General features: G+C 59.2%; 19 protein-coding genes. 12 read left to right on the top strand and 7 right to left on the bottom strand.

Annotated features, from left to right (window positions below; genetic code table 11):
• Nucleotides 1-46 precede the first annotated feature (46 nt).
• The 3 genes from HMPREF2547_RS00955 to guaA all read left to right on the top strand — a co-directional run bounded on the left by HMPREF2547_RS00955 (nucleotide 47) and on the right by guaA (nucleotide 4651).
• On the top strand, nucleotides 47-1195 hold the full coding sequence (locus HMPREF2547_RS00955; RefSeq protein ID WP_048731529.1) for a GuaB3 family IMP dehydrogenase-related protein: 1149 nt from the start codon (nucleotides 47-49) through the stop codon (nucleotides 1193-1195).
• Nucleotides 1196-1314: 119 nt separating this feature from the next.
• Nucleotides 1315-3063, top strand: a complete 1749-nt coding sequence (locus tag HMPREF2547_RS00950) for an FAD-dependent oxidoreductase (protein WP_016422121.1) — start codon at nucleotides 1315-1317, stop codon at nucleotides 3061-3063.
• Nucleotides 3064-3076: 13 nt separating this feature from the next.
• Complete coding sequence (gene guaA / locus HMPREF2547_RS00945; RefSeq protein WP_042388426.1) at nucleotides 3077-4651, top strand: glutamine-hydrolyzing GMP synthase; 1575 nt, start codon at nucleotides 3077-3079, stop codon at nucleotides 4649-4651.
• A gap of 4 nt (nucleotides 4652-4655) precedes the next feature.
• Here the strand turns inward: guaA and HMPREF2547_RS00940 are convergent, their stop codons facing one another.
• Entirely contained in the window at nucleotides 4656-5417 is a 762-nt protein-coding gene (locus HMPREF2547_RS00940) for a hypothetical protein (protein WP_070604453.1), read from the bottom strand.
• Between the two features lie 65 nt (nucleotides 5418-5482).
• Between HMPREF2547_RS00940 and HMPREF2547_RS00935 the strand changes: the two genes are divergently transcribed.
• The 3 genes from HMPREF2547_RS00935 to HMPREF2547_RS00925 all read left to right on the top strand — a co-directional run bounded on the left by HMPREF2547_RS00935 (nucleotide 5483) and on the right by HMPREF2547_RS00925 (nucleotide 8345).
• Nucleotides 5483-5788: an antibiotic biosynthesis monooxygenase family protein gene (locus HMPREF2547_RS00935; RefSeq protein ID WP_038629377.1), complete on the top strand. Its 306-nt coding sequence runs from the start codon at nucleotides 5483-5485 to the stop codon at nucleotides 5786-5788.
• A gap of 164 nt (nucleotides 5789-5952) precedes the next feature.
• Complete coding sequence (locus tag HMPREF2547_RS00930) at nucleotides 5953-6681, top strand: hypothetical protein (protein WP_246819585.1); 729 nt, start codon at nucleotides 5953-5955, stop codon at nucleotides 6679-6681.
• The gene (locus HMPREF2547_RS00925) at nucleotides 6681-8345 is read left to right on the top strand and encodes a Y-family DNA polymerase (RefSeq protein WP_070604451.1); all 1665 of its coding nucleotides are present in this window, start codon (nucleotides 6681-6683) and stop codon (nucleotides 8343-8345) included. The genes HMPREF2547_RS00930 and HMPREF2547_RS00925 overlap by 1 nt, the downstream gene beginning before the upstream one ends.
• A 39-nt stretch (nucleotides 8346-8384) precedes the next feature.
• Here HMPREF2547_RS00925 and HMPREF2547_RS00920 read toward each other — a convergent pair whose 3' ends face one another.
• Nucleotides 8385-9065: an AMIN-like domain-containing (lipo)protein gene (locus HMPREF2547_RS00920; protein WP_070604449.1), complete on the bottom strand. Its 681-nt coding sequence runs from the start codon at nucleotides 9063-9065 to the stop codon at nucleotides 8385-8387.
• Nucleotides 9066-9229: 164 nt separating this feature from the next.
• Between HMPREF2547_RS00920 and HMPREF2547_RS00915 the strand changes: the two genes are divergently transcribed.
• Nucleotides 9230-10141 (top strand): sucrase ferredoxin, encoded by a 912-nt coding sequence (locus HMPREF2547_RS00915; RefSeq protein ID WP_070429824.1) that lies wholly within the window; start codon nucleotides 9230-9232, stop codon nucleotides 10139-10141.
• Nucleotides 10142-10165: 24 nt separating this feature from the next.
• On the opposite strand, the gene HMPREF2547_RS00910 is transcribed toward HMPREF2547_RS00915, so the two are convergent.
• The 3 genes from HMPREF2547_RS00910 to HMPREF2547_RS00900 all read right to left on the bottom strand — a co-directional run bounded on the left by HMPREF2547_RS00910 (nucleotide 10166) and on the right by HMPREF2547_RS00900 (nucleotide 12844).
• A complete protein-coding gene (locus HMPREF2547_RS00910; protein ID WP_224433327.1) occupies nucleotides 10166-10798 on the bottom strand; it encodes a methionine ABC transporter permease in 633 nt (210 codons plus the stop codon).
• Nucleotides 10799-10863: 65 nt separating this feature from the next.
• Nucleotides 10864-11913 carry a methionine ABC transporter ATP-binding protein gene (locus HMPREF2547_RS00905; RefSeq protein ID WP_048731541.1) on the bottom strand — a complete coding sequence of 350 codons (1050 nt, stop codon included), beginning with the start codon at nucleotides 11911-11913 and terminating at the stop codon, nucleotides 10864-10866.
• A 64-nt stretch (nucleotides 11914-11977) separates the two neighbouring features.
• Nucleotides 11978-12844, bottom strand: coding sequence for a MetQ/NlpA family ABC transporter substrate-binding protein (locus HMPREF2547_RS00900; RefSeq protein ID WP_016422131.1), 867 nt, complete (start codon nucleotides 12842-12844; stop codon nucleotides 11978-11980).
• Between the two features lie 247 nt (nucleotides 12845-13091).
• Between HMPREF2547_RS00900 and HMPREF2547_RS00895 the strand changes: the two genes are divergently transcribed.
• The 5 genes from HMPREF2547_RS00895 to HMPREF2547_RS00875 all read left to right on the top strand — a co-directional run bounded on the left by HMPREF2547_RS00895 (nucleotide 13092) and on the right by HMPREF2547_RS00875 (nucleotide 20199).
• Complete coding sequence (locus HMPREF2547_RS00895) at nucleotides 13092-16331, top strand: error-prone DNA polymerase (protein ID WP_070604447.1); 3240 nt, start codon at nucleotides 13092-13094, stop codon at nucleotides 16329-16331.
• Nucleotides 16332-16349: 18 nt separating this feature from the next.
• Nucleotides 16350-18314 carry an alpha/beta hydrolase family protein gene (locus HMPREF2547_RS00890; protein ID WP_070604445.1) on the top strand — a complete coding sequence of 655 codons (1965 nt, stop codon included), beginning with the start codon at nucleotides 16350-16352 and terminating at the stop codon, nucleotides 18312-18314.
• A 31-nt stretch (nucleotides 18315-18345) separates the two neighbouring features.
• On the top strand, nucleotides 18346-18885 hold the full coding sequence (locus HMPREF2547_RS00885) for a tRNA (cytidine(34)-2'-O)-methyltransferase (RefSeq protein WP_049190330.1): 540 nt from the start codon (nucleotides 18346-18348) through the stop codon (nucleotides 18883-18885).
• Nucleotides 18886-18952: 67 nt separating this feature from the next.
• On the top strand, nucleotides 18953-19810 hold the full coding sequence (locus tag HMPREF2547_RS00880) for a bifunctional methylenetetrahydrofolate dehydrogenase/methenyltetrahydrofolate cyclohydrolase (RefSeq protein ID WP_005510041.1): 858 nt from the start codon (nucleotides 18953-18955) through the stop codon (nucleotides 19808-19810).
• A 20-nt stretch (nucleotides 19811-19830) separates the two neighbouring features.
• Entirely contained in the window at nucleotides 19831-20199 is a 369-nt protein-coding gene (locus tag HMPREF2547_RS00875) for a DUF3017 domain-containing protein (protein WP_083296838.1), read from the top strand.
• Between the two features lie 6 nt (nucleotides 20200-20205).
• On the opposite strand, the gene HMPREF2547_RS00870 is transcribed toward HMPREF2547_RS00875, so the two are convergent.
• Nucleotides 20206-21342 carry a homoserine O-acetyltransferase MetX gene (locus HMPREF2547_RS00870; protein ID WP_070604443.1) on the bottom strand — a complete coding sequence of 379 codons (1137 nt, stop codon included), beginning with the start codon at nucleotides 21340-21342 and terminating at the stop codon, nucleotides 20206-20208.
• Between the two features lie 45 nt (nucleotides 21343-21387).
• Entirely contained in the window at nucleotides 21388-22710 is a 1323-nt protein-coding gene (locus tag HMPREF2547_RS00865) for an O-acetylhomoserine/O-acetylserine sulfhydrylase (RefSeq protein WP_048731554.1), read from the bottom strand.
• Nucleotides 22711-22901: the final 191 nt, after the last annotated feature.

The raw sequence follows: 22901 nt of genomic DNA, 5'->3' as shown, positions 1-22901 counted from the left end.
GCTTAGTCGAGTTAAATTCCACGGAAAGGGCATGTGAGGAAAGCTCATGCGCGACATCGTTGAAATCGGTATTGGCCGCGAGGCACGCCGGACCTACGAGTTGGACGATATTGCACTCGTTCCCACTCGTCGTACCCGGTCGTCCAAGGACGTCGATACCTCCTGGCGAATTGACGCCTACGATTTCGAACTCCCGATGATGATGCATCCGACAGATGCCATCGCCAGCCCGGAATCCGTCGCTGAGTTTGCTCGTCTGGGCGGTTTGGCGGTTCTCAACGCCGAGGGTATCTGGGCCCGTCACGCCGATGCGCAGGACAAGATCGCCGAGCTGGTGGAGTTGGCAAAGAATGCCGCCACCAAGCGTGAATCCGAGGCAGCGAACCGCAAGCTGCAGGAACTGCACTCTGCTCCAATTGATACTGACCTGTTGGTTGAGCGCATCAAGGAGATTCGCGCAACCGGCGCGATTACTGCAGTTCGTGTCTCCCCGCAGCATGCCCGTGAGCTGGCTCCGCTGGCTATCAAGGCCGGCATCGACTTGTTGGTTATCCAGGGCACGCTGATTTCCGCAGAGCATGTCACGGCTCAGGGTGAACCGCTAAACCTCAAGGACTTCATCGGCAGCCTGGACGTTCCAGTTATCGCCGGTGGCGTTGTCGACTACCAGACTGCGCTGCATCTGATGCGTTCAGGCGCAGCTGGTGTGATTGTCGGTACGGGCTTTACGACGTCCCCGGATGCGCTCGGTATCGATGTGCCAATGGCTACCGCTATTGCGGATGCTGCAGCTGCTCGTAAGGACTACCTCGATGAGACCGAGGGGCGCTACGTCCACATCATTGCCGATGGCGGCATTGATACCGTCGGTGACATTGCCAAGGCAATCGCCTGCGGTGCGGATGCTGTGGCACTGTCCAGTGTGCTGGCAACCGTCCACGAAGCTCCGGGGCAGGGCTACGCCTGGCCGTCTGTTGCGGCACACCCGAAGTACCCGCGCGGTGCGGTGTGGCCGGTCGTCGACGATGAGAAGGAATTGGTCAGCCTGGAAGAGGCTCTGTTTGGCCCGTCCGCTTCGCCGTTCGGTGACCGCAATCTCGCCGGTGGCCTGCGTCGCGCGATGGCCAAGTGCGGCTTTACCAACCTGAAGTCCTTCCACCGCGTTGAGCTGTCGGTACGTCCAAAGGGTTTTTAATCAAAGTAATCGGATAGTTTTTTCGCAAAACTACCTTACTGAAAAGCCACCTCCGCTTAGGGTTAGGAACATGAGTTCCGCGCATTAGCGTTACGCCCTTAGAGAAGGTGGCTTTTCCCATGAGTAAACAACGCGATTTCGATGTTGTAATCGTCGGTTCCGGTTTCGGTGGTTCTGTTTCTGCTTTGCGGTTGACTGAAAAGGGCTACCGAGTGGCAGTTCTCGAAGCTGGTCGACGGTTCGAAGATAAAGACTTTGCCAAGACCAGCTGGCGGCTTCACAAGTACCTGTGGGCTCCTAAGCTGGGACTCTTTGGTGTCCAGCGTGTGCACATGTTGAAAGATGTCATGATTCTCGCTGGTGCCGGCGTCGGCGGTGGTTCTCTTAACTACGCAAACACTCTGTATAAGCCGGGCACCGAGTACTTCCAGCACCGTCAGTGGGGGCACATTACCGACTGGGAGTCAGAACTCACTCCGCACTATGACAATGCATCTCGCATGCTCGGGGTGGTCACCAACCCATCCGACACGCCTGCCGACGTCGTCATGCGTGAGGTAGCCGAAGATATGGGTGTGGGCCATACTTTCCGCTCGACTCCGGTGGGTGTGTTCTTTGGCGCCAAGACCGGTGGTCAGGGTGCGCCGGGGCAAACAGTTTCCGATCCTTACTTCGGGGGGATTGGCCCGGACCGTACTGCTTGTACGGAATGTGGTGAGTGCATGACTGGTTGCCGTCACAATGCTAAGAACACCCTGGTTAAGAACTACCTCTACTTGGCGGAGAAGTTTGGTGCGCAGGTCTTTGACCGCACTACCGTTACCGGTCTGCATCCTCAGGCTGATGGCTCCTGGGTTATTGACACTGAGCGCACTGGTCGTTGGGTAGCTAAGGGCAAGCAGCAGTTTAGCGCTAAGCGCGTCATTCTCGCCGCCGGTGCATGGGGCACCCAGAATTTGCTGCATCGCCAGCAGGCCGATGGGCACTTGCCGCTGCTGCCGAAGTCTTTGGGCAAGCTGACCCGCACTAACTCCGAGGCTATTTTGGGCGCGATGGGTACGAAGGTGGACCCGGAAAATGACTTCTCTAACGGTGTAGCCATCACTTCGTCATTCTTCCCAGATGAGGACACCCATATCGAGCCAGTGCGCTATGGCAAGGGTTCTAATGCCATCGCAATGCTGCAGATGATTATGACCGAAGGAGGTCGTGCAACTCCGCGTTGGCTGCAGGCTGTGGGAACCGTCGTAAAGCATCCTAACTACCTGACGCAGCTCGTGAATCTGCGTAAGTGGTCGCAGCGCACCGTGATTTCTCTGGTGATGCAGAATCGCGACAACTCGATTACGACGTACCTGCAGAAGATTGGGCCGGTGCGTTTCCTGATGAGTAAGCAGGGCGAGGGCGAGCCGAATCCGACGTGGATTCCGTCGGGTAACGAAGCTACGCAACGTGCGGCGGACAAGCTCAGTGCACGTGGTCGGAATGGTCGTGTGCTGGCTGGGGGCACTATCGGTGAGTTGGCAAACATTCCTTTGACAGCTCACTTCATTGGCGGCGCAACGATTTCAGATTCACCCGAAAACGGCGTTGTTGATCCGTACTTGCGTGTGTGGGGTTACCCGACGCTCTCGATTCACGACGGTTCGGCGATGGCAGCCAACCCGGGAGTGAACCCGTCACTGTCGATTTCCGCGAATGCGGAGCGTGCAACGTCGCTGTGGCCGAATAAGGGTGAGGAAGATCAGCGTCCGGCGCAGGGTGAGTCCTACGTGCGCCTGGATCCGATTGCTCCGGTGAACCCGGCTGTGCCGGAAGATGCTCCGGCTGCACTGAACCTGGGTATGCCTGCAGTCCGTAAGTCTTGATAAGCTTTAGGGCGTGTCTGAACAGGTGACTAAGCCCGTCCTCGTCGTGGACTTCGGTGCGCAGTATGCGCAGCTCATCGCGCGACGTGTGCGCGAGGCAAAAATTTATTCCGAAGTGGTCTCGCATGATGCGACGACCGAAGAAATTAAGGCCAAGAACCCGGCTGCGCTGGTGCTGTCCGGCGGCCCGTCCAGTGCCTACGCCGAAGGTGCCCCGAAGCTCAACCCAGAGTGGCTTGAGCTGGGCATTCCGGTGTTTGGTATTTGCTACGGCTTCCAGGCGATGACTGAGGTGCTCGGCGGCACGATTGCTGCTACCGGTGACCGTGAGTACGGCCGCACGCAGCTGAACGTCGTCGACGGTGGCGGTGTCGCTCACACTGGTGTGCCGGAGACACACGAGGTGTGGATGAGCCACGGTGACGCGGTGTCTAAGGCACCGGAGGGCTTCACCGTTACGGCGTCCACCAAGGGTGCTCCGGTAGCGGCTTTCGAGTGCTTGGAAAAGCGCATGGCCGGTGTGCAGTACCACCCGGAGGTCAACCACTCGCCGTATGGTCAGCAGGTTCTGGAGAAGTTCCTGTATGAGATTGCTGGCCTGGAGCCGGACTGGACTGCCGCTAACATCGCGGAAGAGCTGATTGAGCAGGTCCGTAATCAGGTCGGTGAGACCGGTCGCGCAATTTGCGGTCTGTCTGGCGGCGTTGACTCCGCAGTTGCCGCCGCGCTTGTGCAACGCGCTATTGGTGACCGTCTGACCTGTGTCTTCGTCGACCATGGGCTGCTGCGCCAGGGCGAGCGCGAGCAGGTTGAGAAGGATTTCGTTGCCGCAACTGGTGCGAAGCTGATTACCGTCGACGATTCCAAGGTCTTCCTGGATGCTCTGGCTGGTATCACCGATCCGGAGACCAAACGTAAGACCATCGGCCGTGAGTTCATCCGCTCCTTCGAGCGCGCTGTCGCACAGGCGCTGGAGGGCGCTCCGGAGGGCGAGACCGTGGACTTCCTGGTCCAGGGCACCCTGTACCCGGATGTGGTTGAGTCCGGTGGCGGTTCTGGTACCGCCAACATTAAGAGCCACCACAACGTCGGCGGTCTGCCGGATGACGTTGAGTTCACCCTCGTTGAGCCGCTGCGCCTGCTGTTCAAGGACGAGGTCCGTGCGGTCGGCCGCGAACTGGGGCTGCCGGAAGAAATCGTCGCTCGCCAGCCGTTCCCGGGCCCGGGTCTTGGTATCCGCATCATCGGCGCTGTCGATGAGGAGCGTCTGGATACCCTCCGTCGCGCCGACGCCATTGCACGCGAGGAAATGACGGCCGCAGGTATGGACGAGGTTGTCTGGCAGTGCCCGGTCGTCCTGCTTGCCGACGTCCGCTCGGTCGGTGTCCAGGGCGATGGTCGTACTTATGGCCACCCAATCGTGCTGCGCCCGGTTTCCTCTGAGGATGCGATGACCGCTGACTGGACCCGCGTTCCGTACGACACTTTGGAGAAAATCTCCACTCGTATCACCAACGAGGTGCCTGAGGTCAACCGCGTGGTCCTGGATGTGACTTCCAAGCCACCGGGAACCATTGAGTGGGAGTAAGCCACTAGTTGGCAAGGGCCGTGTCTGTGAGTTGTGCAAACTCGCGGGCACGGCCCTTTTCCGTCAGGGCCGAATTGTTCTTGGCGATGGTGATGCGCTTATCGGCGGCTAGGGTGTGGAGAGCTGCGCTCACGGCATCGTCGTCAAGCATGGCGAAGTAAGACAGCTGGTCGGTGAAGAAGACGTAGTTGTCGCGCAGACGTGCGGTGAAGAGGACCGCGAGGATGCGGGCCTCTGGTGAGTCGGCGGGATAAGGGCAGCGTTGGGCGAAGTCGTCGGGAAGTTGTGTGGCCATCGGGAGGAAGCCGAATTGCCGCGGCAGGATTGCGCAGGTAGCGGTGATGGCGGACAGAACTAGGGTCACTATGCAGGCGATCGGTGTAGAGGAGATTCGTTCGGCGACAGCAGCAATAATCCATGAGCCGGGGAAAATCAGCAGCACGCTTACGCTGGAGGTCCAAGAGATGTCGTTTGGTGACTCACGCATCGGCTCGGCGAAATAGGATGGCCGAGTTTCTTTGGTGGGTGTTTTTGCGTGGCGCGGGAAAATGGTGATGCCAATGAGTGCGAGTAGAAGCGCAATCAGGATCCACCAGCCAATGGCGCCGATGATATGGGCGTTAAGCAGCGCGAGCAGCGTAATCACTGCGGTGATGACGCCAATCGCCGTCCCCAGCCGCACGGGGTTATTGATAAATTTTGTCGTGCGTTGAGTTGCGTCTTGGTAAGGCCCTGAAGAGTGTTGGCGTCGGCTGCATTCAGTCATACTTCTTAAGTTTAGTAGCGGTGGAACTATAGATTGTTGAGAGTCGTGTGGCTAGTGTTATGACCATGAGCATTGTAAAAATTAACGCTATTACCGTTCCTGAGGGTGCGGGAGAAGAGCTCGAACGTCGCTTTTCCGCTAACTCTTCGAAAATGACCGATGTCCCGGGTTTTATTGGTTTCCAGCTGCTGCGTCCAACCGCAGGGGAGAGCCGCTACTTCGTCTTCACTGAGTGGGAGAGCGAGGAGGCCTACCAGGGGTGGCGTGAGGGCCGTGCGTTCAAGGCATCGCATGAGGGCGAAAAGCGCAAGCCGGTGTCGTCGTCGGCTGATTTGCTCGAATTCGATGTAGTCCTGGATGTGAAGGCGTAAGCATTACGCAATGTAGTGTTCGGCTGAGGTTAGAGCGTCGCGCGGTGGTGTGCGGCGCTTTTCTTCGCACATTAATATCGAACGTACGTGCTATTTAGGGTAATGTTTAATCCGCTTGTTGGGAAAGAATATTCGAGCAGTGTTCGTGGTGGGCGGGGGGGGCAGTGGGATGGCAGTGGGATGAGGTGGAACAAGAAGTGACAACGGCGGTCAATATTGCTGCGGGGCAGTCTAAGGAACAGACTATTGCGGCATTGCGGCAGGCGATGGCAGCCCAGTCTGGTGGGACTGCAACTGGTGCAACCTTTGGGCTCGGTGAGGCTCTGCCGGTGCCGGAGGCGTTGGAAAATACGTTGGCGGGAGCAGTGCGAAAAGGGGCTGTCAGTGTCATTGAACAGCCCGGTGCGGTATTGGCAGGCCTAATCGCGGAAGTTACGAAGACAGGTCATGTTGCGCTAGCTGGACTCGCTGAACAGGGGTTGCTCTCCGTGGTGGAGTTGGGCGGGAAGCTATCGAACATTGTCTGTGTGCCAGATCCTGGAATGCAGCCGCTTGAAGTAATTGGGCTGTTGGCGGACGGCGTTGACTTGGTGGTGGCTTCGTTGGCGCGCACTCCGCCGCCGTCGCAGGCACGTCCGCTGCAGGCACGACTGCGCACGAGTGGTTGTGCTCTGGTTTTTGTCGGGCAGCAGTGGCCGGGCGCTGAGTCGGAAATTTCCAGCTCTGTTGCTGGTGTTTCCGGGATTGGTACTGGTTATGGCCGGATTCGGGCAGTGGATTACCACGTCAGTGTGTCGGGGACGCGGTTTCCGCGGAGGCAGTGCCGTTGGCGGGTGGGGGAACAGGTGGAACAGAACAATGTGGTCGCCTTTCCCGCACAGAGGAGGTCCTAATGGCAGCGGCGGAATCGAGCCGTGTGGTGGCGCTATGGCTTCCTGATTGGCCAGTGCAGGCAGCGCATCTAGCATCTGTGACGTCGCAGGCTAATCCGCTCAGTCCAGTTGCAATTGTGGGTGATAGCGGAGTCGCTGCTTGTTCTCCAAGTGCGCGCCGTGCAGGGGTGCGGCGCGGGCAAAGTCGTCGCCATGCGGAAGCGTTGTGCCCGGAACTGGAGGTTGTCGAGGAAAGTGCGGTGCGCGACGCTGCGGAATTCGAATCCGTGCTGCAACGGTTGGAGGCGGTGGCAGCTGGTGTCGAAGCTCTACGGCCAGGCTTGGCGGTTGTGGCAGCGCGAGGGGTAATGCGTTATTACGGCGGACAGGATGTGGCCTTGGAAAAGCTGCTTGATGCCGCTGCGGTACCGGGCGTGGACTGCAGCTTGGGACTCGCAGACGATATTGTGACGGCTATTTTGGCAGCGCGCAGGGGAGTGCTGGTAGCTCCCGGGGAGGATGAAGGCCAAAGATTTCGGCAGGGAATCTCTCTGGTGGAGCTGAGGGCGGAAAGTGCACTGGAGATGCCCGCAGAGCTTGCGAAGTCGTGGCAGGAACTCGGCCTGCGCACATTGGGGGATGTCGCTGCGTTGCCTAAGCGGGATATAGCCAACAGGTTTGGGGCGCAGGGGGCTAGATGGCACGATTTGGCCTGCCGTGGGGAAGTGCGGTTGGTGGCACCGCGATCTTTGCCGCCAGGACTGGCGGTGAGCTACCAGTCTTGGGAGAGTCCACTCCGAAGAGTGGATGAGGCCTCATTCGTCGCGCGCTTTCTAGCTGGGCAACTGCATGAAAAACTTTTTAACCATGGGTATTCGTGTTACCGCTTAGCGGTGGTGGCGCAGTTTAGTGACGGCTCAGAGGTGCGCAGAGTATGGCGCTGCACTGAGCCACTGGCAGAACAGACTACGGCTGACAGAGTTCGGTGGCAGCTCGATGGCTGGCTGAATAACAGGAATCGGCAGCAGCCACGAGGGAACAGCGACACTGGTGCTGGAACTGTTGACGGCGCTGAGGAAAATGACGGAGATGATAGCCGCGGAATCGTAGAGCTGCAGTTAGAGCCACTGGATGTGGTCGCCGCCGGGACTGTAAAGCAGGATTTGTGGCACGGTAGTGATGATGCGCGAGCTAAAGCGCGCCGGGCTGCAGAGCGTGTGCAGGGGTTACTGGGGCCAGAGGCAGTACAGCAACCAGTCATGCAAGGCGGGCGTGGCCCAGGCGAAAGAGTGGGATTTGTCGCTTTCGGAGAAAACCCCAAAAACACAAAAACCGCGGAAATTAATCAGCCATGGCCGGGAGCTGTTCTTGCTCCCAATCCGGCAATTATTCCTGCGACTGCGAATGCAGAGGTGGAAGTGCTCGACGCCGATGGGCACACCGTGGGCGTAACTGGGCGAGCGACCATGACGGCGGAACCGTCCCTGGTGCGACATGGAGTAACAACATATCGCGTGTCATCGTGGGCTGGGCCCTGGCCGATTGATGAGCGCTGGTGGGTACCCGATGAGGCTCGCCGAGCGGCAAGAATACAAATCCGTGCGGTAGCGAATGACGGTACCATCGCCGCCTGGTTGCTCATAGGGCATGCCGGCGCATGGAGAATCGAGGGTGCTTACGCGTAGAGACGCAGTGGAGGAGGAGTGCGTCGGTGGGCAAACCGATTACTTCGATTGGAAGTCAATAACCAGGCGGTTCGGATTGCTCAACGAGAAAACCTTGAACGGGGTCTTATCTCCCTTGAGCCCGACGACATACTGAGTCTGCCCCTCGAAGGTTCCGGCACCGACGACTTCCTTAATAACGGACGTCGATGTCGGCTTGACCGAGTCAGAGGGGAAGTCCTCCATCTGGAAATCAAAGGGGTAGCCCATGCCCCGCAAGTCGATTACCAGCTTGGCTGTGCCGTCGGCAGAAATCGGCTTGCCGGAGCCCTGCTGGGTTGGGACATCCTCGTAACGGACGAAGTATCCCGGTGTGCCCTCGCCGGTGAGTTCAAAGACAATACGGTCATAACCGTCGTGGGAACCGACGCGGACATCTTGAATACCCAAGTAAGCGCCATCGGAAGGAGCAGCTTCTGCAGAAGAGCTATTGAAATCGCCCTCCGGAGCAGCATCGTCATCCATGGTGGTCTGCGCCGCCGCAGATGAGCTAGTGGAGCTGCTAGAGCTGCTCGACAAATCGGAGGTGCCAGCGGTTGAGTCAGTTTTCATAGACAGTGCAGCAGCCGAGTCTGAGGAGGAGTCAGAGGAGCAGGCACCGAGAGCTAGACCCAATGCGAGGCACAGGGATGCCGCGATACGGGTACGAGTGCGCGAAGCATCCAGCGATTTCGTATTCATACGTCCGACGGTATGTGCGCAGTTGCGGAATTTCAACAAGTTGAACTGCAAAAGTCGAGGTCAAAGTTATTTGTTGTCAAAGTGTTGCACAATAGTAATAAAACAGGGGTGAACGCTGCGACCTAAGACCCAATCGCAGGGGGCACTCAATTACGCTTAGGCGTATGAGCCAGGCCAAATTTGATACCACCTGTTCCGCTCAGATGACTGAGCCGCTTCCCGGTACTGCGAAGACCGGAAAGCTCTTTATTGCGTTGGAGCACCAACTCGGTTGGTCGCACGATATTTTTGACGGCGGGGTATGGGGAGCAGAGATCACCGGTCAGGTAGAGGCCTGGCTGTCTGAACGCGGCGGCGCGTTGCAGCTGATTCGAAAGCCAGGCCGAATCGGCCAGCAGCCGTGTGATGGCGTTAACGTCTATATCGCGCATTGTGAATCAGTGGATGGCTCTGAGGTTTTTCTCGAACATCGCATGGTTGCCGATGTTGAAGACCTGATGACTCTGGATATCCGCCCTGGCCAGCCCACCGAGGGGGCCACTCGTCTGGACCATCCACTGTTTCTCATCTGTACGCACGGTAAGCGCGATCGTTGCTGTGCGATTAAAGGTCGCCCGCTCGCTGCTGCGATGCACAATCTCTACCCAGAGGTTGTGTGGGAAACCTCGCACTCTAAGGGGCACCGCTTTGCGCCGGCCAGCGTGCTGTTGCCATGGAATTACAGCTTTGGACGTCTGAGTGCGATGGATGCCAAGGGGGTCATCGAAGACGCTCAGCAGGGCATCGTGCATGCAGAGGGCTGCCGCGGCCGTGGTATCTACACCCCGCAGGGGCAGGCGGCCGAGTTGGCTGTGCGTCGTCAAGCAGATGCGTGGGGCGTAGACGATGTCGCACGCGTTGACGTCGACGGCACGACTGCAGTCGTCGCGCTTTACGACGGCCCCAGCGACCGCGACAAGGTCGTGGAATATGAAGTGGCCCTGGAGAAAATCACCACGGAAGGCGTTGTGTCTTCCTGCGGTGATGCTCCAGGGCCAAAGAAGGGCTGGGCTGCGGTCGAGGTAACCCGCCGCTAGCTAGTGGCTAGCTAATGTGCGCGGCTACCTGCGCATAATCTTCTTGGAGAGCCAGTTGCCGAAGATCTGCGCCAACTGGACGATGAAGATGATGACCAGGGTTGTCACCAGGGTGACGTTCCAGTCGAATGCCTGGTAGCCGTAGGTGATTGCGAAGTTGCCCAGTCCGCCACCGCCGATGTAGCCGGCCATAGCCGACATATCGACCACGGCGATGAAGGCGAAGGTGTAGCCCAGTACCAGCGGGCCCAGTGCCTCCGGCACGACGACCGTGCGGATGATGCGCCACGGACTTGCGCCCATCGCACGGGCGGCCTCAATCACGCCGGGGTCGATGGACATCAAGTTCTGCTCCACCAGGCGCGCGATGGCGAAGGTGGCGGCAATCGACATGACGAACACTGCGGCTTCGGTGCCGATGGTGGTGCCGACCACGTTCTTTGTCAGTGGGCCGATGGCCGTAACCAGGATGATGAACGGGATTGGGCGGACAAAGTTAATCAGGACATTGAGGACCTGGTAGACAAACTTGTTGCGCAGTACGCCACCATCGCGGGTGGTGTAGAGCAGCACGCCGATTGCTAGACCTGCGACACCGCCAATCAGCATGGCGACACAGACCATGTAGAGCGTCTGGCCGAATGCCTCGCCCAGCATCGGGCCGAGGCTATCCCAGTTGGTGTCCTTGCCACTCACCGATGGCAGAGAGTTTAAGAGACCGATCATGATGCAAGCTCCTCTACCTGTGTCAGTTCGGAAATAGCAGCAATGGCGGCATCGAAATCAGAGGAATCCGAGGCGGAATTACCTGTCAGCGGAGTCAACCGCAAAGTAAGGCGGCCGTAGGACTTCGCCTGCACATTGGCGACCGCGCCGTGTGCCACCGAGGCGGCGACACCGTGGGCACTAGTGGCCTGTGCCAGGGCACCGAGGTCAACACCGTCATTGATAGTGATGGTGACCAGGCGAGCTGCTGCGCTCTCGGCAGACTGATTCACCGAATCGCGTTCACGACCAATTGGAACATCGCGCAGTGCGGTGGTGGCGAAGCGGCGGCCAACCTCAGTCTTGGGGTTGGCAAAAACCTCGTGGACCGTACCGGTTTCGACGATGTGACCATTTTCCATGATGGCCATGCGGTCAGCGATACCGCGTACAACCGACATATCATGGGTAATCAGCACGATAGTGACACCCATTTCGCGATTGATGCGACGCAGCAGATCCAGGACGCCGGAAGTAGTTTCCGGGTCGAGTGCCGAGGTGGCTTCGTCGGCAAGCAAGAGCGTCGGTTCGGTGGCGAGCGCACGGGCGATGCCGACACGCTGCTTCTGCCCACCCGAGAGCTGCTCGGGGAAGGACTCCGCCTTGTCGCCGAGACCGACGAACTCCAGCAGCTCCTGGGCGCGAGCGCGGCGCTTGGCCTTCGGCATGCCGGCCAGTTCCAGCGGGTATTCAACGTTGCGAATCGCGTTGCGCGAATGGAAGAGGTTGAAGTGCTGGAAAATCATGCCGATATTGCGGCGCAGACTCCGTAGCTGGCGCTCGGAGATGCCGACGATGTCGGTGTCATCCAGCAAAACCTGCCCGGAGGTTGGCTTTTCCAGGCCGTTAATCATACGGATGAGCGTTGATTTACCAGCGCCGGAATAACCGATGACGCCGAGGATTTCGCCGGGTTCAACGGTTAGGTTGATGTCGGCGAGCGCGGTGACGTCGCCGAATTGCTTGTTCAGCTCGCGGAATTCGAGCTTCGTTCCCTTGTTGGTCACGAGTGAATCAGTGCCCCTTGGTCTGTGTTCCCTGGTGTTGGGCGGTGCTTAGGTGGCAGTGTCGTTAGTTCTGCTCGCGCTGCTGCTCTTCGACGCGATCCAGAATGTCCTGCAGCTCCTTAGCCGAACGGTCAACCGGAACCGAGGTGCCCTTGGAGTCCTCTGCGACTGCGTCCTGGACCTCCTTGGAGTGCCAGATCTTGGAGAGCTCCGCGTACTTCGGGTTGTCAGCATTTTCAGCCTTGGTGACAAAGACGTTGATGTACGGCTCTGCCTCCGTGGAGTTCGGGTCATCCTGGAAGATGGCGGTATTCGGGTCGATGCCGGCGCGGTCCAGGAAGGAGTTATTGATAATGGCAGGCTTACCCTCACCGTAGGCGGCCGGAGTCTGAGCGGCATCCACCGGCAGAACCGTGACCTTGGAAGCTTCCTTATCGATGTCAGCAGGGGACGGGGTCAGCAGGTCATCCTGCTTCAGCTTCAGCAGGCCAGCCTGAACCAGCACGTTAATAGCGCGGCCCTGGTTGGACGGGTCGTTCGGGATGACGACCTCGGTGCCCTTTTCCAGCTCATCAACCGACTTGTGGTCCTTCCAGAACAGAGCCAGCGGGACAATTTCGCTCGAGCCAATCGGAGTCAGGTCCGACTTTGCGCCGACGTTGTACTCAGCCAGGAACTTGATGTGCTGGAAGAGATTGACGTCGAGCTGGCCCTCATCGAGTGCGCGGTTCGGGGTCTGGTAGTCGGAGAAGGGCTGAACATCCAGATCGATGCCCTGTTCGGAAGCCTTCTGCTCGAAAACGGTCCAGGCCTTCTTGCCGGCATCCGTGGTGCCGATGCGAATGGCATCATCCGAGCTGCCACAGGCGGTAAGGCCGGTTGCGGCGAACGCGACAGTAAGTACACCGGCGGAAAAACGCTTGAGGTTCATCGAGGGGTCTCCTTATTTAATGGGATTTGTTAGCTGAAGTTTTAAGGCAGAACTAGACCAAGCTGTCTTTAATTCTGGGGTTAAGGCTAGCACTTGCCCAGGTAGTGCTGAAAATTCAACTTCAGCCTAAACAGTCGAGCGTGGCTGAGGTGTGACTTACGGATGCGTCCCGGGGGTGGTGCTTAATACACATACTAATCGAAAATACGTTTGAATACAGTCCGGAGGGTGGGTTAATGTTCGTGGCATGGAAAACATCTCGGGCGGACAGTCGGAGCAGTCCGGTCGGCCACTGAGCTGGTCGCGGATTGAGCGTATTCTATCGGGTAAATTTTCAGGAAAACTACAGCCTAATGGCAGCTTCAACGGCTGGAGGGGGCAGCTGTCAGATTCCATCGTTGGGGCTTTTGAAGCTCCGGAAAGCGGTGTTAGTGGCGGAGGTGGCGTGTCATTTTCGCCTGCGGATATTAAGGCGGAATTGCACTGTCGTTCGAGTTATTCATTCCTGCATGGCGCATCGGATCCGGAAGAATTGGTGTCCGAGGCTGCGCGTTTGGGGTTAAACGTGTTGGGGCTGGCAGATCGCGATGGTTTCTATGGAATCGCTCGTTTTGCCGAGGCTGCAGCGGAGGCTGGTATCGCCACAATCATCGGCGCGGAGCTGGGGCTTCCGCAGCGGCCCCTCACAGTGCTGGGGCGGGGGCCCGAGGGCTATCGGCGCCTGAGCCACACGCTGTGTGATGCGCATATGTCGGCAGGGGAGAAGTCCGTCGTCCGCTATCCCTCGCTGCCAGAGTTAGGGGAGGCCGCAGGTGGTTTCTGGCAGGTGCTTGCCGACGTCAGCTGGGTCGGCGACTTGGAAGAGCTCATTGCGGCCTTCGGTGCGGAGAACGTGGCGCTCGAGCACCGCCTGAGCTCCACAGCAGAGGCGGCCGATGATGAGGAGGCTATTTCGGCCGCAGCTGTGAAGTATGGCCTGCGGGAGGTGGTTTCCTCTGCTGCGACGGCGGCCTCGCCTGCGGCAAGCCGGTTGGCCGGGGCGAAGCAGGCCCTTGCTGTGCGGGAGGACTTAGACGGGTTCGAGTCACGGCTGGAGCCCGCAGGCGGAGCTTGGTTGCGTTCGTGGGAGGAGCTATCGGCGGCAACACGGTATCTGGGGGCGCAGGTGCTGCAGGCAACACAGGACATTGCAGGTGAGTGTGCTTTTACGCTTGATCTCATTGCGCCTGAGTTGCCTCGCTGGGAGGTTCCTGCTGGTCACGATGAGGATTCGTGGCTACGGGAAATTGCTCGTGCGGGGGCGCGGCGGCGGTATGGTCCGGCCGATGGAGCTGGGGATAGCTCCGTGCAAGCGCGGGCGTGGGCGCAGTTAGAGAATGAGCTGACTGTGATTCGAGAGCTGGGTTTTCCAGGCTACTTCCTCATCGTGCATGACCTCTGTGAGTTCTGTCGCCGGGCGGGAATTCTGGCGCAGGGGCGCGGTTCGGCCGCTAACTCGGTGGTGTGTTTTGCGCTGGGGATCACCAATGTTGACCCCATTAGTGCCGGGCTGTTGTTCGAGAGGTTTTTGTCGCCAGAACGGGATGGGCCACCGGATATCGATGTAGACATTGAGTCTGGTCGTAGGGAAGAGGTCATCCAATACGTCTATGAAAAGTATGGTCGTGACAATGCCGCGCAGGTGGCCAATGTCATTACCTACCGGCGGCGCGGTGCATTGCGCGATGCGGCGCGGGTGTTGGGGTACTCGCCGGGCGTTATCGATGCGTGGGTCAGAGACCGGGAAGCGTGCCCGCCGGAGCCGGTGCAGCAACTGGCGGAGCAGCTTCGTGGGCAGCCTCGTCATTTAGGCATTCACTCTGGCGGAATGGTGATTTGTGATCGGCCGATTGCGGATGTCGTGCCAGTGGAATGGGCACGCATGGAAGGTCGTTCGGTAGTGCAGTGGGATAAGGATGACTGTGCGGCAGCGGGACTGGTGAAATTCGACCTGCTTGGCCTCGGAATGCTGGAGGCCATCCACCATTGCATTGACTTGGTCTATGAACAGCATGGGCGCCGAGTGAACCTGTGGGAAATAGATGTCGCTGAACCGGAGGTTTACGAGATGTTGGCACGCGCGGACGCGGTGGGCGTGTTTCAGGTGGAATCGCGCGCGCAGCTGGCCACCTTGCCCCGACTGAAGCCGAGGGAGTTCTTTGATCTGGTGGTGGAGGTGGCACTCATTCGCCCAGGCCCCATTCAAGGCGGTAGCGTGCACCCCTACATTCGCCGCCGAAATGGACTCGAACCAGTGACCTATGAGCATCCAGTGCTGGAGAAGTCCCTCGGGAAGACACTGGGCATCCCGCTATTTCAAGAGCAGCTGATGCAAATGGCCGTCGATGCGGCGGGTTTCAGTGGGGCGGAAGCGGACTCGCTGCGTCGCGCTATGGGGTCGAAGCGCTCAGTGGCCAAAATGGAAGCGCTTCATGCCCGTTTTCTGGCTGGGCTGGAGCGCACCAGTGGCATTGATGCGGATATTGGGGAACAACTGTGGAACAAGATAGTGGCCTTTGCCGCCTACGGTTTCCCGGAATCACACGCGCAGTCGTTTGCCTCCTTGGTGTATTTCTCGGCTTGGTTTAAGTACCACTATCCGGCGGAGTTCTGTGTCGCATTGCTCCGTGCCCAGCCCATGGGGTTTTACTCTCCGCAGTCGTTGATTGCCGATGCTCGCCGGCACGGTATCGGCTGCGATGGTCCGGATATCTCGGTTTCAGGCGTGGAAGCCAGCGTCATCGATGGGCGTATTCGGTTGGGGCTCGGTGCCATTGCTGGTGTGGGCAATGATGTGGCGGAACGTATCGTCGCAGCGCGGCCATTTGTCAACGCAGCAGATGTCGCCCGCAGAGCTCGGCTGAGTGTTGGGCACATGGAAGCACTGGCGCGCGCAGGGGCGCTTGGGTCGCTGGGGATTGACCGTCGGCAAGCACTGTGGGCGGCGGGCGTGGCGGCGACGGAAAGTGAGGGCATGCTGCCGGGGCTCACGCTTGCCGACGCACCTGCGTTGCCCGGCATGACGGAGTTTGAGCTGGCAGCTGCCGATTTGACGGCAACGGGAGTGACCCCGGGGCAGTACCCGGTGGCCGCGTTGCGGGCAGACCTGCAGGAACGTGGAGTGGTGCCTGCGGCGGAACTGAAAACAGTGCCCGACGGAACACGAGTAGAAGTGGCGGGAGTCGTGACGCATAGGCAACGTCCGGGGACCGCTGGTGGAGTGACATTTTTGGGAATGGAGGACGAAACTGGGCTGGTGAATGTGCTGTGTACGCCGGGGCTGTGGAATCGATTTCGGCCGGTAGCGGTGAATTCGCGGGCGATGGTGGTGCGCGGTATCGCGCAGACAGCCTCTGGTGCGGTGACAATCGTGGCCGATCGTCTGGTGGATATGTCCGAGGCTCTGGGGCAGCCAGTGGTGGCAGGTCGAAGTAGAGATTTTCGCTGACTACTAGAATGGATTGTCATGCGCCAGACCTATGAATCCTCGTTAGCACCGGATGGGAGTGCAATCGCCTTTATTGTCCGCGATAGCGGCTACCCGCGTGCGGTACAGCAGGAGATTACTCCGGAGGGGCTAGGGGCGGAGCGCCCCGTGAAACTGCCGGTGGAAGGCCCGGTTACCAGGGTGCTGCACTCCCCGGATGGAAAGTGGATCGCCTGCGAGGTCTCTCCGTACGGTACGGAGCGACTGCAGACCTGGCTGGTATCCACCGATCCGGAGGTCGACGGTGCCCGCCCCCTGCGTATGGATGCGGATATGCGCGCCACACTGGTGGAATGGGATAACGATCTCCTAGCGATGAACGCGGTCGATGCCCAGGGCATTAACTATGCGCGTTTGGTCAACCCGACGAACTCAAAGTATGAGGTCATTGATAAACGCACTGACAGCCAGCTGGTAGCGGCTGAAGGCGGGTTTGGCCTCGTGCGGGTGGGGCCGCGAGGCCACCGTGAGCTACTGCTGGTCGGACCGGGGCAGCAGTGGCAGCCGCTGCTGCCGTCCGATCCCGGCTCCACCACAGATGCCGGTGTCTTATTGGCGCATCCGGGGCAGGAGAAGCTGACCGCGTTCGTGCTCTCAGATCATGGCGCGGAACAGCGTCGCATCCTGCGCCTGGGTATTACTCCCGATAGCGGTATCAGCACTACTGAGCCGCGCACAGCGGAATCGACCGCAGCGGAGATTTTGGATATGAAGATCGGCATCGAAGTTGATGTCGAGGAGTTCATTGGCAATCCGGATCAAGACGTCGAAGAATTTGTCATCAGTGAGGATTCCTCCACTGCGGCTGTGCTGTGGAACAGCGGTGGGGTCAGCACGCTTGAGGTGCTTACCCTTGGCCTTCACCCGCAGACTGACGACATGCGGGTGATGGTGCGCCGCAATGTGGAATTGCCGGGCATGGTTGCGCGCGAGCTGTCAATCTCCGGTGACGGTGAGCTGATCTCCCTGACAGTAGAAGGGCCAGGCCTTGCGCCAACGGTGGAGATTCTGCGCAATATCGGTGGTGTCATTGAGCCATTGGATATGGAACGCACCGAACGGATTTTGGCTCTGGAAGAGAAGAATCTGGAGACCATGCCGGCTCCAGAGCTGGTCTACTTTGTCTCCCGCGATGGGTTGGAACTGTCTGGCTGGCTCTACCTTCCGGAGTCGGTGCGCAATAGTTCTAATGACGTCTCCGGAAACGCACTACCGCCGGCTTTCATCCACATCCACGGCGGACCAGAACTGCAGGCGAAACCCATCCACCACGATGTTCTAGCCAGCATTGTGGAGGCGGGCTTCGTGGTGTTCACTCCTAATGTGCGCGGTTCCTCGGGGTCCGGTAGGTCATTTGAGCACGCGGGCGACCGCTATGGACGCTTTGCCGCTATTGCGGATATCGCAGCGGCGCGTGCCTTCCTCGTTGATGCCGGGCTGGCGGATCCAGAACGCATTGCGCTGGGCGGGCGATCCTACGGTGGCTTCATGTCGCTGTTGGCCTCGGCATGGTACCCGGATCAGTTTGCGGTCATCGTCGATGCCTGCGGAATGACAAGTTTTGAAACCTACTACCAATCCACCGAGCCTTGGTTGGCGCAGGCCGCGTTCCCCCGATACGGCTACCCGTACCAGGATGCTGAGCTCCTGCGCGATATCTCACCGCTGCACCGTGCGGAGGAAATGAAGGCTCCAACCCTATTCATTCACGGCGAGTGGGATACCAACGTGCCTCCGCGAGAGTCTGGTCAGATGCGCAACGCCATGGACGCATACGGCGTGCCCACCGATTTTCTGGTGGTCGAGGGAGAGGGCCATAAGTTCTCGAAGCCGAGGAGCCGAGCGCTAATCGGTGAGACCATCATCGCGTTTTTCACCGAGCACGGTGTGTGCGATGCGGCGCCTGCCACGACAGCGGCAGCAGAAACCAACAACGAGCAGTAAAAGAAGCAGCGGAAAAGAACTGACGGAAGAAATGAATAGCGCCACGACCGAGCCAACGAACGCCGAGCCAACGAACTCCACAGACTGGATTACGAGCCACACCTGCCACGTGCTTTTTGACCGGCCTGTCATCCCGCCGAACACCGGAAACGCTATCCGCATGTGTGCGGGCTCTGGAGCTATGCTGCATCTGGCCAAGCCACTGGGGTTCAACTTCGATGACAAAAATCTGCGTCGCGCCGGGCTGGATTACCATGACCTGGCCGATGTGCGTATTCATGACTCCATCGATCAAGCATTGGAGACCTTTGCCAGCCAAGGGTGCCGCATTTTTGCCTTTACCGCACACGCTGACACGTGGCACACAGACATTGAGTACACGAACACCGATGTTCTGCTCTTTGGCCCGGAGCCAACCGGGTTGGAACAGTCAGTGCTCGATGATCCGCGAATTACACAATTAATCCGAATTCCGATGCTGCCAGCCCGTCGCAGCATGAATCTTTCCAACGCCGCAGCAGTGGCTGCTTATGAAGTCTGGCGTCAGCAGGGCTTTATGGGCGGTAAATAGGGTCTAGGCGAGGGCTGTTACGGGGCATTTCTGGGCATTATTCGCTCCTGTGCCTAAGATAAATGCCATGGCAGCGACAAAGCTTGATGGCAAACTCTACCGAGACGAAATCTTTGAAGACCTGGAAAAGCGCGTTGAGCGTTTGAAGGAAGCCGGCTACACTCCGGGGCTGGCCACCGTGTTGGTTGGTGATGATCCAGGCAGCCACTCTTACGTCAAGATGAAGCATCGCGACTGTGAGCAGATTGGTATCGCCTCTATCCGCCGTGACCTTCCGGCTGACACCACGCAGGAAGAGCTCGAGGCAGTAATCACCGAGCTGAATGAAAGCCCGGAGTGCACAGGCTACATTGTTCAGTTGCCACTGCCGAAGCACCTGGATGAAAACCGTATTCTGGGGCTCATCGATCCGGAGAAAGACGCCGATGGCCTCCACCCGGTAAACCTGGGCAAGCTGGTCCTCAACGAGCCAGCACCACTGCCGTGTACCCCAAACGGCTGTATCCACCTGCTGCGACGCTTCGGCGTTGAGCTCAACGGTGCCAAGGTTGTTGTTATCGGCCGCGGTGTCACCGTTGGTCGCCCAATCGGCCTGATGCTCACTCGCCGTAGCGAGAACTCCACCGTGACGCTATGTCACACCGGCACCAAGGACTTGGCCGCTGAAACCCGTCAGGCTGATGTCATCATCGCCGCTGCTGGTGTCGCTCATATGCTTACTGCAGACATGGTCAAGCCTGGAGCTGCTGTGCTCGACGTGGGAGTTTCGCGTGTCGACGGCAAGCTGGCCGGTGACGTTGCCGATGACGTCTGGGACATTGCCGGTTACGTATCCCCGAACCCAGGTGGTGTCGGCCCACTGACTCGCGCTTTCCTTGTACGCAATGTCGTCGAGCGCGCTGAAAAGCTCGCTGGCCTGGCCTAATCAGCCAGGAGGAACAACTCGTGTCGAAAAGGGAAATTGCGCAGCGTGCCCGGCGGGAAGATCTGCCGGATCCAATGCTGAACCCGCACAGCCCGAAGACCCCGCCGCCGGGGGCATCGTGGCCAATGTGGGTGCAGTATACGATTTACGGTGCGCTCTTTTTCGGCATGTCCGCCTTCGTTGTGTTTCTGGGGCTGGAGCGGTGGCGACGCGCCACATTTATGCTGGGAAGCACAATGATGCTGCTCGGCGTGGCTAGGCAGTACCTGCCGGACAGCATTTTAGGTGTGTTCTCTGTGCGATCCCGGGCCTTTGACCTATGGTTTTGCTCCATAATCGGGATGGGAATCGTATTCCTCGCAGTCAGCGTGGATGCGTTGGAAAGCTAGCTGACATTAGCTGACATCGCGAGCGAGGAAACTACGCACAATCGAATCCACTCGCTCGAACTCCGTCAAGAATCCGTCGTGACCCACGGCGGATTCAATCTTTTCTAGCCCCAAGCAGTTGCCCAGATTGCGGGCGAGGTGCTCCTGCTGGTGGAAGGGGTAGAGAATGTCCGTGTCCACACCGGCAACCATGGTCGGCACGGTTGACGAGTGCAGCGCCTCGTTGAGGCCACCGCGACCACGGCCAATATTGTGCCGATTCAAGGTATCGGTGAGCACAACATACGAGCCTGCATCGAAACGCTGGGCAAGCTTCTCCGCTTGGTGATCCAAGTAGCTTTCTACCTGGAAGCGATCTTCCGTGCGCATCGCGCCCAGCGGATCCTCACCGGGCTGCGCTGCCGCGCCAAAGCGATCATCCATCTCCAGCTCGCCACGGTACGTCAAATGCGCGACCCTGCGTGCAAAACCCAGACCTCGGGCCGGAGTCACACCGCGGTCGTAGTAGTCGCCGCCATGCCAATCGGGATCGGACTCAATGAATTGAATCTGCGCAGACTGAATACCAATCTGCCAAGCAGACGCACGTGCGCCGACACACATCACCAATGCCTTGCCGACGAAATCAGGGTGCATCAGTGACCACTCAAGCGCGCGGGCCCCACCCAAGGAGCCGCCAATGACAGCTTGGAGGCGGGAAATTCCCAGTTCCTGCAGCGCAAGGTGCTCCACCGTCACCGTGTCGCGCACGGAGATAGCGGGAAAGCGAGAGCCCCAGGGCTTGCCGTCGTCCGGATGTGGACTGGAAGGGCCGGTTGTACCGCGACAGCCACCGATGACGTTGGTGCAGATAATGCAGTACTCGTCGGTATCCAGTGCGCGGGCAGAGCCAATCATCCCGTTCCACCAACCCGCAGTCGGGTGGTACTCATCCGAGGGGCCGGAAGCGTGGGCGTCGCCGGTTAGAGCGTGCTCGAGGAGGATGACATTCGAGCAGTCGTCGTTAAGCCGGCCCCAGCGTTCGAACTCGACGGTGACGTCGGGGATGACCGCGCCAGCCTCGGTTGTGACATCGCCGATAAAGACACGCCCCGGCTCGCCCTCGGGTGGGAGGGCGGCCGGGGTAGATGGGGAAAAGCTCATGCCTTATAGACTACTTAGTCCGTTCTGTGTCCGTGTACAAACGGTCTACGCGAGTGCTGCGAAGCCGCCCTCGAGATCGGCGATGATGTCATCGATGTTCTCGATACCGACAGAGAGGCGAACGGTGGCCTGGGAAATACCGGCGCGAGTCAGACCCTCCTCATCGGACTGGGAGTGAGTGGTGGTGGCCGGGTGGACAACCAGCGAGCGGACATCACCGATGTTGGCGACGTTGGAGTGCAGCTTCAGAGCGTCAATGAACTTCCAAGCCTTGGCGGTGTCGGCATCCTTCAGGTCGAAGGAGAGCACGCCGCTGGCGCCGGAAAGGCCCAGCTTGTTCAGGGTCTCGTACCACGGGGAGCTCGGCAGGCCAGCGTAGTTGACCTTGGCGACCAGCGGGTGGTTCTCGAGGAACTCAGCGACTGCCTTGGCGTTTTCATTGTGGCGCTCGATGCGCAGAGCCAGGGTGTCGAGACCCTGAGCCAGAACCCACGCATTGAACGGAGCTGGAGCAGCACCGGTGTCGCGGAGAATGCCAGCGCGAGCGCGCAGAGCGAAGGCCGGGGCGCCCAGGTCAGCGAACTTCAGGCCGTGGTAAGCCTCGTCGGCCTCGGTGAAGTTCGGGAAGATGGAGCGGCCGTTGCGGGTCTGAGTCCAGTCGAACTTGCCGCCGTCGACGATGACACCGCCGAGGGAGGAGCCGTTACCGGTGAGGAACTTGGTGGTGGAGGAAACCACGACGTCAGCACCGTGCTCGAGTGGGCGCAGCAGGGCCGGGGTCGGAACCGTGTTGTCGACGATCAGCGGAACGTTGTTGCGGTGTGCAACCTCGGCGATGGCAGGGATATCGAGGACGTCGATCTGCGGGTTGGCGATGGACTCACCGTAGAAACCGACGGTGTTGTCCTGAACTGCTGCCTGCCAGGACTCCGGGTCATCCGGGTTCTCGACGAAAGTGCAGTCGATGCCAAGGCGCGGCAGGGTGACCTTGAACAGGGTCTCAGTACCGCCGTAAAGGCGTGGCGAAACGACGAAGTGGTCGCCTGCACGAGCCAGGGTGAGGACAGCAGCGGTCTCAGCTGCCTGGCCGGAGGAGAACAGTACGGCAGCGACGCCGCCCTCGAGGCTGGCGATGCGCTGCTCGACGGCATCCACAGTCGGGTTGGTCAGGCGGGAGTAAATCGGGCCTGCATCCGAGAGGTTGAAGCGGTTGGCAGCGTGCTCAGCGGAATCGAAGACGTAGGAGGAGGTGTTGTAAATCGGCAGGTTGCGCGCGGAGGTCTGTGCGTCCGGAGCGAAACCGGCGTGAATAGCGCGAGTGGACAGGCCCCAGTTGGCGGCGTTGCTGTTGTCGTACTTGGTGGTCATTTCAGATACTTCCTTGCGGTTTTTGAGATTGTTCAAAACGTTGCTTACAAACAATAGTGAACCAAGCTGTCTATTGCAAAGTTTTGGAAAAACCCAAGGTAAGAGGGTGTGTATATCTGTGTCGAGAGTGCTATAGTCCGCTTAGTACGGATTGGTTTGATTGGCTCTGGGGCGTGGTCGGTTGTGGGGGG

It is taken from the genome of Corynebacterium sp. HMSC055G02 (assembly GCF_001809065.1).
In the GTDB taxonomy this organism is placed as follows: Bacteria; Actinomycetota; Actinomycetes; order Mycobacteriales; family Mycobacteriaceae; genus Corynebacterium; species Corynebacterium jeikeium_D.
This window is presented reverse-complemented; position numbering and strand designations above follow the sequence as displayed.